A 13,293-nucleotide genomic window follows, 5' to 3' on the forward strand; every position below is an offset into this window, starting at 1 on the left:
TATGTATGGCGGATTGGGGTTAGAACCTCATGAGAGAACACAAAAACTCCCGTCTCTATGCTCGCAAGGTTCCTTGCAAACATAGGGACGAGAGTTTTTCCCGCGGTTCCACCCTATTTGCTGGTGTCGTAGCATCCAGCCGCTTTGTTTTACGTTGCTCAAGAATGCCTTTCGTTACGTGTCCATCCTTAGCTCACACCGCCCTAAGGTCGCTTTTATGGATTTTACGTAAGTACTTCTTTCTGTCAATGCAACATATTTTATCTTAGATGATCTTACAAAAAGTCATGGGAGATGTCAACTTTTGTTTTCGTCGCCCATTAGCTTTTTCATGGATTCCATCTGATTCATGAATTTTTTTGATTTTAAATAGAGGCCTGAATATTCGTCATAGTAGTGATCAAGCACTTGACGAATTTCTTGTTTCGTCTGCGGTTTCACATCAACCTGACCAAGCCTTGATAAATCAAAATAATGAAACAAACGGAGCAGCCTTGCAGCTGCTGGAGATAAGGGCAGTTTATATGGATCTTTTGAAAAACAATTTTGGCAAATGAATCCGTTATCTCTGATCGAGAAATGGAACTGCCCTTCTTTTTGCCCGCAGTGGACACATTGATCCAGTTCAGGCTTCATCCCCATCACTGATAACATTTTGACCTCTACGATAAATAAAATAATATCAGCATCTGTGCCTTCATTGAGATGACGCAGAGATTGAAGCAGAAGCTCAAACAAATAAGGATTTGGCTTTTTTTCTTCTGTTCCTTTATCAAGTAGTTCTGTCATATATGCGGCATATGCAGTCAGAAATAAATCTTCCCGAATGGCCCGCATACTTTCAATCATTTCGCCTTGCTGGAGCGTTCCAAGTCCTGTTGATGATTGGATCAGGAAAGTTCCGTATAAAAACGGCTGGCTTATGGCTGACAGGCGGCTGTTTGATTTCTTAGCGCCTCTTGCCATCACGCCAATTTTCCCATGTTCTCTAGTGAGCAGCGTGACAATTTTGTTTGTTTCGCCATAATCTGTTGTTCTAAGGACGATTCCTTCACTTTTAATGAGCATTTGTCTACACTCCGAGCGCTGGAGGGGGTCAAAAATTATAAGATTGGAAAATCAAATCGTGCTATTTCTTCTTCAAGTACATCGGGTCTTTCCAGGTTCTCCTTTTCTAACTCTTTGAAAAGCAGATACGTGTCAACGCTTCCTGTTTGTGAAAATACGTTCCATGTAAAATTCAACATAAAAACCCCACCTTTCTTTATTAGAAGCAGCAACGCTACATCCAACATATTAATTTTATCTTGACCAGGCTACCTCCATTTCATGATAAACAATTTTTACTAATCGAACCGCACCATTGTCAGATTTGCTGACAAATGCAGCGATTTTTTAATATTCGTCTTCTCTAAATCCGAAGTCACGCAGGTGAGTGGATTTATTACGCCAGTCCTTCTGAACTTTGACCCAAAGCTCTAAATACACTTTTGAGCCAAGAAGTGCTTCAATATCTCTACGCGCTTTTTGTCCCACTTCTTTCAATAGGCTGCCACGTTTACCAATGACGATCCCTTTTTGCGAATCACGTTCTACGACAATGGTTGCCGCGACATGGATCTTACCATTTTCATCTGGCTTAATCGATTCGATCGCAACAGCAATACTGTGCGGAATCTCTTCTCTCGTTAAATGCAGCACTTTTTCACGTATTAATTCAGAAATAATAAACCGCTCTGGATGATCTGTTACTTGATCTGCTGGATAAAATTGAGGGCCCTCTGGAAGATAACCTTCAATCTGCTGAAGAAGCGTGTCAATGTTGTTTCCTTCAAGAGCTGAAATTGGCACAATTTCCTTAAATGGATAACGTGTGCGGTATTCATCAATTAAAAGGAACAGTTCATCTGGATGAATTTGGTCAATCTTATTCACGACAAGGAACACTGGTGTAGATGTTTGCTTTAGTCGTTCAATGATGAATTCATCACCTTTGCCATAGCCTTCCTGTGCATTGATCATAAACAAAATCAGGTCGACTTCCTTCAGTGTATTTTGAGCCACCCTCATCATAAAATCACCAAGCTTATGCTTAGGTTTATGAATCCCTGGTGTATCTATAAAAATCGTTTGTGACGTGTTTGTTGTCAGGACACCTTGCACTTTGTTTCGTGTCGTTTGGGGCTTATCACTCATAATGGCGATCTTTTGTCCAATAACACGATTAAGAAAGGTTGATTTCCCTACGTTTGGTCTTCCAATAATTGATACAAATCCTGATTTGAAGCTTTCGTTAGTCATTTAAATCCTCCGGTGAAAATGCGCCTGGCAATAGTTCGTTTACTGTTGTTTCGTATATATGTCCTTTTAAGTTCGTTAGAATCACTGGCATATCAGGTGCACATAGCTCTGAAATGACCTGTCTGCATGCGCCGCACGGCGAAACAGGACGGTCTGTATCAGCCACTACTGCTAGCATTTGAAAGGATGTGATGCCTTCTGAGTAGGCTTTAAAAAGTGCTGTTCTTTCCGCACAATTACACATACCATATGCCGCATTTTCAATGTTGCAGCCGCCATACACTTTTCCATCGTTAGACAGTAATGCTGCACCGACTTTGAATTTAGAATAGGGTACATATGCAAAATCTCTTGCTTTGACTGCTTCTGAAATCAACTCTTGTTTGTTCATTCCTAGTTCCCACTTTCAGAAGAAATGGTACCACTGTCACATTTATATTTTACATAATTCATGTGACATTTTCACGCCCATTTCTAAAAATGTTAATAAATAGTAATATTGTTCTATTGCATGATCTTCGGTAAGAAGATCATCAACCCAATCATAACCGAAATTGCCGCGTAAACGCAAACAGCGCCTGCTGCTGCGTCCTTCGCTCTCTCTGCAAGCGGGTGCTTCTCTTCTGTCATGAGATCCACTGTATGTTCAATGGCTGTATTGACAAGTTCAAGCGCAAACATCCCACCGCATAGAAGAAGAACGATCAGCCATTCAAACGATTCAATGTGGAACCAAAAGCCGCAGATCACCACGATGATGGCTGCGACTGTGTGAAATCGAAAATTCCGTTCATTCAAGAAAGTTCGCCATATTCCTCTAAACGCATAATAAAAACTCCGAAAAAAACGAGCAAGCGGCCCTCTTTTCTTACGATGATCTCGAAAGACCATAATCATCCAAGATCTTTGTCTGTTTGGCGAACATTTCTTTTTCATCTTCCTCTGTCATATGATCAAACCCGAGCAAATGAAGGAAGCCATGAATCGTTAAGAATCCAAGCTCTCTCATAAAGGAATGTCCATATTCCTCTGCCTGCTCTTTCGTTCGGTCGACACTAATGATAATGTCACCGAGTACAGGCGGAATATCATCAGCACCAATGATTTCAATTTCCCCTTCTCCTTCTTCCTCAAGTGCAAAGGAAATCACATCCGTTGGTGCGTCTTTTCCGCGGTATTCTTTATTGATTTGATGAATCTCTTCATTTGAGACGATCGTCACTGATACTTCCGCTTGATCCTTGACCTCAAGTGCATCTGCAGCAAACTGAAGAAGCTTTTCCACTTCTTCAAGCTGCTCTTTTGATACTTGTCCTGTTTCATCTATTAAATCGATTAACAATGTCATTTACTTCACCTTCTGCTTCGGGGCATCTGGATATTCAATCCGAGAATGGAAAATCCCCTTTAATGTTGTACAAATTGTTTGGCTGATAATGTTTAATTCTTTAAATGTCAGATCACATTCACTGAACTGCCCGTCCTGCATTTTATCTGAAATAATGCCTTTGACAAGCTTTTCAATCCGCTCTGGATTTGGATTATGCATCGAACGAACCGCTGCTTCGACGCTGTCAGCTACAGAAATAATCGCTGCTTCTTTTGATTGCGGCTTTGGACCAGGGTAACGAAATTCTTCTTCTGTCACCTGATCATCGCGCTCTTTTGCCTTATAGTAAAAGAACTTTAAAAGTGACTTCCCATGATGCTGTTCGGCAATGTCGATCAGCTCTTCAGGAAACTTCTTTTCTCTCAGCATCTCAGCCCCATCTGTCGTATGGGCAATAATAATATTTTTACTCAGCTGAGGAGAAAGCTTGTCATGCGGATTATCAATGTTCATTTGGTTTTCGATAAAGTATTGTGGTCTTTTCGTTTTCCCAATGTCATGATAATAAGCGCCCACCCGTGCTAAAAGACCGTTTGCACCGACTGCTTCACAGGCAGCATCCGCTAAATTTGCCACCATGACACTATGATGATATGTACCTGGTGTTTCGGTTAGAATCTTTTTGAGAAGCGGATGATTTGGGTTGGATAATTCAATCAGTTTCATGGTTGAAAGAATGCCAAACATGCTCTCAAAGACAGGCATTAACCCAATGACTAAAATAGCCGATGCAAATCCTGACACAATCGCCATCATAAGATTTACACCGATTTCAAGACCTGATGGTGAGGAGTTTTGGATTAGTGTAATGGATAAAACCACAAGTACATTCACCAATGCCACCAAAAGCCCGGCCTGCAATATTTTTGATCTTGCATTATGTTTTCTCAAAAATAAAATACCCGCCATCCCGCTCATCAGATAATAAGCGCAGATCACATAGTTAAAGACGCCTGTTACTCCTTGATTAAACATCATACTGCCGCAAAGAGCAAATACAAGGCCAGAAAAGATCGCCAGCCGCTCATTGATGAGCAGTTTGATCAGCATCGTCCCAAGTGCCACTGGCACAACATAGCCTATCGTCGTATACTTCGTTTCCTGGAAGAGGCTGAACACTTCCATGATTATTAATATAATCGTGAAAATAAGCGAGTAGAGCAATAACGATTTATTCTTATGGACAAGCGATTTTTTTCTCGATTCAAGGGAATGAATAATCGCTGCTAAGAAAAGGCCAATTAATATGAAAAGACCGCTTACCGGCTTAAATAAATTTGAGCTGTTTAACAGGCCTGTCAGTTCTAATTTACGATAAACTTCTCGGTCGATGAGTTCTCCTTCTTCGACTAAAATTTGCCCTTGTTTGATTTGCACTGGCTGAATATTATCAGCGGCTTCCTGTCTTTTCTTCTCTGTTGCCACAGGGTCAAATACATAGTTTGGAATGATCGCAAATTCACCGATCTCTTTTGCTGCCTTTAAGTATTTTGATGGAATTGAATTGTTTTCAAGCTCTGTTTTCACTTGTTTTTTCTCATCTTGTAATTTTGCTGCTGTGATTTCTTTACTCATCAATGAATTGACCACTGTGATAATGGAATCCTTAGTGAAAGAGAGATTTTCCTCACTTGCCTGGAGCAATGCTTTGATGGATTGATCGGAAACAGCCTCCTGCATATCTGTTGTGAGTTTCTCTTTGACATGCTTGACCATTTCTTGATCTGATGGCGCATTCTCTTTTTCATCAGCTGCTTTCTCCTCTTCTTTAATGGCTTCAAAGAGGGATGAGATGAGGTCTACACGATTATCAGAATACGCTTTTTTGAGAGTATATTGATCCTCTACTTGATCTGTTGCTTCTTGCTTTTTTTCTTCTGTCGCTTCTTGATCATCAACGGTTGACGGAGAATAGATGGTCTGTTCACTCACTGCAAACAAATCTAAATCGAGCGATTCAGGCTTTACATGGAAGAAGAGCACTACGAATAAAATGGCTGCTAAACCAGCGTAAAGCAAAACATTTAAATAACGTGAGCGCTCCATTTTCTGAGGTTCTTTTTTAGACAGCATTCTTTTGCGTTTACTGCCTTTCTGATTCTTTCTCAAGGAAAGTACCTCCTTTTTTACTTTAACCACGATCGAAACAAAATGACCCGATGAAGACGATCGGGTCACTCAGTTCATTTTTGCTTTTCGTATGCGCCAATGATCTTCGCCACAAGCGGGTGTCTGACCACATCTGTCTGGTCTAATTCAATAAATGAGATGCCCTTGATCTCTGCAAGCATGTCCTTTGCAGCCGCAAGGCCTGACTGCATGCCCTTTGGCAGATCAATCTGTGTAATATCTCCTGTAATGACCATTTTAGAGCCAAACCCAAGTCTCGTCAAAAACATTTTCATTTGAGCAGGCGTTGTATTCTGCGCTTCATCTAAAATAACAAATGCATCATCAAGCGTCCGTCCCCTCATATAGGCAAGAGGCGCTATTTCAATCACACCGCGCTCGATTAATCGTTCCGTATGATCACTGCCAAGCACATCATGCAAGGCATCATATAGTGGTCTTAAATAAGGATCTACCTTTTCCTTTAGATCACCTGGTAAAAAGCCAAGGCTCTCTCCTGCTTCAACTGCTGGTCTTGTGAGAATAATCCGTTTCACATGTCCATTTTTCAAAGAATGAACCGCATTGACGACTGCCAAATATGTCTTCCCCGTACCAGCAGGTCCAATTCCAAATACTAAGTCATCTTTTTTCATCGCCGCAGCATATTCCCGCTGGCCGATTGTTTTCACCCTGATCGACTTGCCTTTGGCATTTTTCGTAATTTCATCTTCATACATATTTTCAAAATAATTCAGCTTGTCTTTTTGCGCCATTTTTATGGCATAGACGACATCTCGTTCGGAAATCTCAATTCCTTTACGGATAAGATGTAAAAGAGATGTGATCAAACGGCTTACTGTCTCTCTTGATGCTTCCTCTCCAGAAACATACACTTTTTCTCCACGCGTAATAATGGAGACGTTCAGCTCGTTTTCCATCAGTTTCAGATAAGAATCTTGATTGCCAAATAAAGCGATCGCTTCGTTTGGACTATCCAATTTTTGTTGAATCTCAAGTAAATGTTCTGTCATTCTCTAGTCTCCCTGAACAATAGGTGTTGGTTGAACAATATCTTCTATTACTTGGTAAAGGATGATTAACTTAACTTTACCATTCCCTGTTGTCTCGTGCAAAACTTTTTCACTTTTCACCTCTCCTGTTTGACCTAGCTTCTCTTCTAATTCTTTTTTACCCATTTTAATCCCTGCTTGAACGGCTTCTTTATTTGTGTATTCTCGATTTATTTTTTCACTTTCACGTGTGATTTCTTTTTCATAGGAGAATGGAAGCTGCATGTTTAAGAAATGAAGCGGGTGAACTTCTGTTTCCGTTTTTGGCTGCTTAAACTCATCCTTTTTAAAGGAAAAACCCCAAAATGGCAGTGAACCTCCAAATGCGGAGAGCTTGTGCTTTGTCTTCATTTTACCCGTAAAGACATCAAAAGATGTTCGAAGAGGGACAGAAACTTCAGAACGGTACCACGTTTCTCCATAGATTTTCGCTTTGGCTCCGACCGTTTTTTGCCGATCTTCGCTCCCGATGAGTCCAGAGACAAGCATCTGCCCCTTTTTCACATGTTCATCTACCGCAGCAAGCGGCTCCCCTTTTTCCACATACATTCTTGTGATAACAGCCTTTTTCTTGGCGACGATGTGCTGAGGACTTGTGTATTTCTCTTTTTCAGGTTCATTTTTTTCTACGACTTTCATTTGAAATGTTGTGCCGTTTAGTTCAACGCCGACCCATGTAATGCTTTGAATATTGGTTGTCAGGGATTTTTGAATTTTTTCAGGTGTTCCCATAAGAAATTGAAAACGGCCCTTTTGGACCCCAATGTCGTCTAAATGCTTTCTCATTTGATGTTCAGTTTCTGGGTTAGCTCCTTTAATATCAATTTTCCACACCATGTTTGAAAGCGCCAATATCGTCACTAGAAAGCATACTATCCCAAGCGTAAATCCAATATTCTTCCTTGACCAAAGGAGTAGAAACGGAAAGCCCTTCTTTTGATGAAATGAACATGTCACCTCATGATGTCTTCGTACTTTTCTGAAGGCATGTACATCTGATAAGCGAATAAATAAGCGCACACTGTCTTGACGGCGGCTCACTTGGAACATTGTGATCCCCTGTCTCGTGCACTCATTGATGAGCCGCTCAATGCCGTTTCCTTTGATCTCCACTTCCACTCTGCCAATAAAATAGGCGAACCATTTATTCTTCACGCTTCTCCCCTCCGTCAGTTAAGAATCAATATAACGGACCTCATCGATTTTCCCTTCTAATAAGATCTCTTCTGGCAAAATCGTTTTAATCACAAAGTCTTTCCCTGAAATAATGCATTGTCCTTGTTTGAGCATCAGCCTTACTTCTTGATCACTGAAAAGTAAAAGCCCTTTATGATTCTCTATGTAAATGTGGAGTCTGCCAACCATCGTAATACGGGGAAGATCCATCATCACGTCTGGAGGGATTTCAAGTGTTCTTGTCAGCCATGCTTTAAGTCGATTTTTTCTTTTACCCATTCAATAAGAACCCCTTCCCACCTCATGTGTATGAGATCAAACTGAAAGATGGTGAGACTGATGAGAAAGCCTCTATATCATCCTATTCCTCGGTGGTTCATATCATGCTAATGAATCCCGTAAAACAGCCGTTTCATCATTTTGCGTGTAAAAAGCCCCTTCAAACCAAAAAAAGCCCCCTTTTTATAAAGGGGACTTTCTTCTTTATCTTTTATACGGCCGTTTCATCGTTCTATGCGGCTTTTTGGCGCGCGGCTCTCCAAATACTTCTCCGAGGATCATTCCCTGAACAATTGTATCTTGGTTCAGCTTCTCAATGATTTTTGGCCTCACTTCAGCAGATGCAGCCTTTGGCCTTGTCAGCTCTCTTTCAAGCGATTGAAACTCTTTATTCAGCTCGCTTTTTCTTTCTTCCATTTCGGCAAGTGTAGCCGTATAGCGATCCTGTAAGGACTGAGATGTTTTTTTCTTCATCCCGCCATGATCATGTACATCACCGAAATCGTCCAGCTGATCCGTCACGACTGGATCTGGACTTGTTTGTTTTGTTTGCTTTTGGGGCACCGGCTTACGCTGAGGAGCGGGTTTCTTTTGTTGATTCTTTTGTTCGTTCTCCTCTTGTTTGCCGATTTTCCCAAACACGGCAGAGATGATACCGATGATAATCGCAATTAATAGCGGATTTTCAAATAGAATGTCCAATGGGCTCCCTCCTTAAAGCGTGAGAGGATGCTTATTTGTTTTCATTATCAGATGGACCTTTTGTCATTTTACCAAAGGAATCTCTCATATCTGTATCAGCATCGATATTCTTAATGTTCATATAGTCCATGACACCAATATTGCCTTCACGTAATGCTTCAGCCATAGCAAGTGGTACTTCAGCCTCTGCTTCTACAACTTTCGCGCGCATTTCTTCAACTTTCGCACGCATTTCTTGTTCCTGTGCTACAGCCATTGCGCGGCGTTCTTCTGCTTTCGCCTGTGCAATGTTTTTGTCTGCTTCTGCTTGGTCTGTTTGCAGAATCGCCCCGATGTTCTTACCGATATCAACATCTGCGATATCAATCGAGAGAATTTCAAACGCAGTACCTGAATCTAATCCTTTGCCAAGAACCGTTTGAGAAATCATATCAGGGTTCTCAAGAACCTTTTTATGATTATCTGATGAACCGATTGTAGAGACAATCCCTTCACCTACACGAGCAATAATTGTTTCTTCCCCTGCACCACCGACAAGTCGGTCGATGTTTGCACGAACTGTGATACGTGCTTTTGCTTTCACTTCAATCCCGTCCATCGCAACACCAGAAATAAATGGTGTTTCAATGACTTTAGGGTTTACACTCATTTGCACCGCTTCAAGCACGTCACGGCCTGCTAGGTCGATAGCTGCACAGCGTGCAAAGTTCAATTCAATATTCGCGCGTTGGGCTGCGATCAATGCATTCACAACTCGGTCCACGTTACCACCTGCAAGATAGTGGCTCTCTAGCTGGTTAATCGTCACATCAAGACCTGCTTTATGTGCTTTGATGAGCGGGTTTACCACTCGGTTTGGAATTACTCGGCGAAGTCTCATTCCTACAAGTGTAAAAATGCTCACTTTTACGCCAGCCGCTAGGGCAGAAATCCACAGCATCACCGGTACAAAGGTGAAAAAGATCGATAGAACAATCAAACCTGCTGCGATAATCACAAATAATAGTAAAGTAGATGGATCCATTTTATTCCTCCTCTAAAATCAGTATATCTATACTTTCCTCACGACAATGCGTGAGCCTTCCGCTTTCACAATTTTTACTTGTTCATCCTTATCGATAAATGCACCTTCTGACACAACATCAATGCGCTCATCTCCGAATACAATCGTACCAGATGGACGTAGTGCGGTTGCTGTCACTGCGATTTGTCCAACAAGATCCTCTCTTGTTTCATTTGAGACATAACCGCTTTCCTTATTGGTTGAATCGGTTAAAATGAACTTTTTAAAAAATTTCATACGTTTCCCCAACACCTTTGTCAATAATATAACTGCTATGATTGAAACAGCAGTGGCAATCAAGATGGAAATCGCCATTTCTGTAAAGCTTCCAGCTGCTAAAAATAAGCTGACAACGACACAGATCAGTCCAATGACACCTACGATTCCCCCTGGCAAAAACAATTCCAAAATGATGAGCGCAATCCCGGCTAAAAACAGGAACAACGTCTCATATCCTGCAAAACCTGCCACGAGATGACCATAAAAGAATAAAAGAAGCGCTGTCACTCCCATGGTGCCTGGAACGCCAAAGCCAGGAGAATAGAGCTCAACAATTAACCCTAAGCTTGCAATGGATAAAAGGATCGGAATGACAATTGGATGCGTTAGAAAACGCGCAACCTTTTCGGCAAAGCTCACTTCATCGTATTGAACAGAAGCGTTTGTTAATTTCAGCTTCTGAAGCAAGTCATCCATATTTTTTGCTTCCCCTTCTGCATAACCGAATTGAAGCGCCCGGTTTGTGTTGAAGGTGAGCAATTCTCCTTTTGGTGCACCAGCTTCTTTTGCGTCTATATCCACATCCGCCATTGCGAGAGCATACTTTGGATCACGCCCCTGCTTTTCGGCAGCATCACTCATTTCGGCAAGCCATAGAGATTCAGATTTTTGATCGGCAGCATTGCCTTCGCCATCAATGATCGCAGCAGCCCCCATTTTTCCGTTCGGGGTCATATAAATTTGATCGGCATTTAGCGCAATGAAGGCCCCTGCTGAAAGCGCTCTATGATTGACAAACGCTGTCACTGGGATATCGGAGGCACGAATGGTATCTGCAATCTCAAGGGCTGCATCGACAGCACCACCCGGAGTATTGATGTCGAGAATAATATGTTTCGCCCGTTCCGACTTTGCCTGCTCAAACGATCGTTCAATGAATTTAGAAAGTCCCTTTTCTACTGTATCTTCAATTGGGATAACATGAACTTTCTGGTCTGCTGATTTCGCGGTCAATTGAACCCCTAATAATAAGCATATTATAAAACAACTGAAGAGAGCAATAGAAATTTTTATTTTTTTCATCTATTTGGTGATCCCTCCTCTCTTTTTCCATTTTACCGTTCCTTTACATACGTTACAAATGTATCATAGGTTTCATTTTTATATGACAGATTTATAAGGGCATAAAAAAAGTACCCTTCTAGCAATAGAAGGATACTTTTTTATTGAGACAGCTGTTCGCTGACAAGTCTGTTAATGACAGATCCATCAGCTTTACCTTTTACTTTTGGCATAATAGCGCTCATCACTTTACCCATATCAGCCTTTGAGGAAGCACCTGTTTCAGCGATCGTTTCTTTCACGATCGTTTGCAGTTCTTCTTCAGAAAGCTGTTCAGGTAAATAAACGTCTAAAATGTCAATCTCTTTTTGAACTTTATCTACTAAATCTAAGCGATTAGCTTTCGAAAATTCATGGAGGGAGTCTTTACGTTGCTTAATCTCGCGGGAAAGGACGGTTAGTTCCTCATCGCCGGTCAAACTGTCTTTCTTAAGCTTAATTGCTTCATTTTGGAGCGAAGCCTTTACCATACGAATGACAACAAGCTTGTCTTTCTCACGGTTTTTCATCATAAGCTTCATATCAGAATTTAATTGCTCAAGAAGACTCATAAAATCCACCCTCTTTAGAATTTACGTTTTCTAGCTGCTTCAGACTTTTTCTTACGCTTTACGCTAGGCTTTTCATAAAATTCACGCTTTCTTGCTTCTTGCAATGTTCCAGTTTTGGATACACTGCGTTTAAAGCGACGAAGAGCATCTTCAAGCGATTCGTTTTTTCTAACGACCGTTTTTGACATTCTCTTTCCCTCCCTCCGAATACACCAATCGACTGCATTAAAAAAAGATATACATGCAAAACATGTACCTAGACATTATAATATAAGCCTTGTGTGAGGTCAACTAAGTGATTTGGAAATATATTTTCGTCATGAGCAGGTAGACAAGTCCATATATTCATTGATAAGAGGAGGACTTTTCTATGATGACGATCATTTATTTTTGTGCACTTATTTTCATTTTTTTATGGTCAATGGGTTTGCTGAGAAAAGGATTAATGGCGCTTACATCGTCTCGTATAGAGAAATCATTACTTCTCTTTACAGATCACCCGGTCAAAGCATTCTTAGTCAGTATTGTGTTTACAGGGGTTCTTCAAAGCAGTTCAGCATTTATGGTCATCGTCATCGGCTTTGTCAGTACAGGCATTCTCTCTTTTAGAAAATCAATCCCAATGATTCTTGGAACCAATATCGGCTCCACGTTTACGACAGAATTTATCGCCATTAAAATGGACGTTTTTATGTGGGTTTTGATCATAGCAGGTCTTCTATGCATCATATTTGGCAGAACATCTTTTAGGCATGCAGGAAAAAGTGTATTTGGACTCGGGATGATCTTTTTTTGCATTCAAGGCTTCTCAAAAATTGCAGGGATGATGACAAGCCAGCCTGAGACCTTGCGTTTTCTTGAAATGATGCAGCATTCAGACTGGACAGCACTGCTTTCTGGTACCATCTTCACAGCGATTGTTCATTCGAGCTCCGTCTGTATCGGCATTTTAATGGGATTTATGAATGAGGGAACTGTGGCACTTCAGGAAGGCATCAGCTTTGTGTTAGGATCCAATATTGGGACATGTATTACCGCTGTGATGGCTGCGATATCTGGCGGCTACGCAGCACGTCAAACGGCTTACGCACATGTCGTGTTTAATGTGCTCGGAGTTCTTTTATGCCTCCCGTTTCTCGCCATGATCACAGAGGTCGTCGCTCTTCTCGCAAGCTCTCCAGCCCAGCAGATTGCGCACTTCAGCCTACTGTTTAATGTGGCAAGCTCTCTTCTCTTCTTCCCATTCATACGCCCTTTTCACGCATTGATCTTATGTCTTTTACCAAATCAATCAACATAAAAAACCGA

At 41.3% G+C, this 13,293-nt stretch carries 16 protein-coding genes and 1 other annotated feature; of the genes, 1 reads left to right on the top strand and 15 read right to left on the bottom strand.

The window, feature by feature from the left end:
• Nucleotides 1-80: 80 nt before the first annotated feature.
• Nucleotides 81-258 (bottom strand) — a binding site (T-box leader).
• Between the two features lie 39 nt (nt 259-297).
• The 15 genes from recO to rpsU form a co-directional block, all read right to left on the bottom strand.
• A complete protein-coding gene (recO, locus tag AKG37_RS02200) occupies nt 298-1,068 on the bottom strand; it encodes a DNA repair protein RecO (protein ID WP_060697377.1) in 771 nt (256 codons plus the stop codon).
• Nucleotides 1,069-1,103: 35 nt separating this feature from the next.
• Nucleotides 1,104-1,247, bottom strand: a complete 144-nt coding sequence (locus AKG37_RS18385; protein WP_003217288.1) for a YqzL family protein — start codon at nt 1,245-1,247, stop codon at nt 1,104-1,106.
• A 148-nt stretch (nt 1,248-1,395) separates the two neighbouring features.
• Entirely contained in the window at nt 1,396-2,301 is a 906-nt protein-coding gene (gene era, locus AKG37_RS02205) for a GTPase Era (RefSeq protein ID WP_007501305.1), read from the bottom strand.
• A complete protein-coding gene (locus AKG37_RS02210; protein WP_034661347.1) occupies nt 2,294-2,692 on the bottom strand; it encodes a cytidine deaminase in 399 nt (132 codons plus the stop codon). The genes era and AKG37_RS02210 overlap by 8 nt, the downstream gene beginning before the upstream one ends.
• A gap of 113 nt (nt 2,693-2,805) precedes the next feature.
• Entirely contained in the window at nt 2,806-3,192 is a 387-nt protein-coding gene (locus AKG37_RS02215) for a diacylglycerol kinase family protein (RefSeq protein ID WP_060697378.1), read from the bottom strand.
• Complete coding sequence (gene ybeY / locus AKG37_RS02220; RefSeq protein ID WP_012010615.1) at nt 3,170-3,649, bottom strand: rRNA maturation RNase YbeY; 480 nt, start codon at nt 3,647-3,649, stop codon at nt 3,170-3,172. Before ybeY ends, AKG37_RS02215 begins: the two co-directional genes overlap by 23 nt.
• Nucleotides 3,650-5,761, bottom strand: coding sequence for an HD family phosphohydrolase (locus tag AKG37_RS02225; RefSeq protein ID WP_420805452.1), 2,112 nt, complete (start codon nt 5,759-5,761; stop codon nt 3,650-3,652).
• A gap of 113 nt (nt 5,762-5,874) precedes the next feature.
• Nucleotides 5,875-6,834 carry a PhoH family protein gene (locus tag AKG37_RS02230; protein ID WP_060697380.1) on the bottom strand — a complete coding sequence of 320 codons (960 nt, stop codon included), beginning with the start codon at nt 6,832-6,834 and terminating at the stop codon, nt 5,875-5,877.
• Between the two features lie 3 nt (nt 6,835-6,837).
• A complete protein-coding gene (gene yqfD, locus AKG37_RS02235; protein WP_060697381.1) occupies nt 6,838-8,028 on the bottom strand; it encodes a sporulation protein YqfD in 1,191 nt (396 codons plus the stop codon).
• Between the two features lie 18 nt (nt 8,029-8,046).
• On the bottom strand, nt 8,047-8,328 hold the full coding sequence (yqfC, locus tag AKG37_RS02240; protein ID WP_012010618.1) for a sporulation protein YqfC: 282 nt from the start codon (nt 8,326-8,328) through the stop codon (nt 8,047-8,049).
• A gap of 204 nt (nt 8,329-8,532) precedes the next feature.
• Nucleotides 8,533-9,030, bottom strand: coding sequence for a hypothetical protein (locus AKG37_RS02245; protein WP_060697382.1), 498 nt, complete (start codon nt 9,028-9,030; stop codon nt 8,533-8,535).
• Nucleotides 9,031-9,061: 31 nt separating this feature from the next.
• Entirely contained in the window at nt 9,062-10,054 is a 993-nt protein-coding gene (floA, locus tag AKG37_RS02250) for a flotillin-like protein FloA (protein WP_024423026.1), read from the bottom strand.
• 27 nt (nt 10,055-10,081) lie between these two features.
• Nucleotides 10,082-11,395, bottom strand: coding sequence for an NfeD family protein (locus tag AKG37_RS02255; RefSeq protein WP_060697383.1), 1,314 nt, complete (start codon nt 11,393-11,395; stop codon nt 10,082-10,084).
• A gap of 140 nt (nt 11,396-11,535) precedes the next feature.
• The gene (locus AKG37_RS02260; RefSeq protein WP_060697384.1) at nt 11,536-11,985 is read right to left on the bottom strand and encodes a GatB/YqeY domain-containing protein; all 450 of its coding nucleotides are present in this window, start codon (nt 11,983-11,985) and stop codon (nt 11,536-11,538) included.
• 14 nt (nt 11,986-11,999) lie between these two features.
• Entirely contained in the window at nt 12,000-12,173 is a 174-nt protein-coding gene (rpsU, locus tag AKG37_RS02265) for a 30S ribosomal protein S21 (protein ID WP_003152957.1), read from the bottom strand.
• A 182-nt stretch (nt 12,174-12,355) separates the two neighbouring features.
• On the opposite strand from rpsU, the gene AKG37_RS02270 reads away from it, so the two are divergent.
• Nucleotides 12,356-13,285, top strand: coding sequence for a Na/Pi symporter (locus AKG37_RS02270; RefSeq protein ID WP_060697385.1), 930 nt, complete (start codon nt 12,356-12,358; stop codon nt 13,283-13,285).
• Nucleotides 13,286-13,293: the final 8 nt, after the last annotated feature.

Source organism: Bacillus australimaris, from assembly GCF_001307105.1.
GTDB classification, from domain to species: domain Bacteria; phylum Bacillota; class Bacilli; order Bacillales; family Bacillaceae; genus Bacillus; species Bacillus australimaris.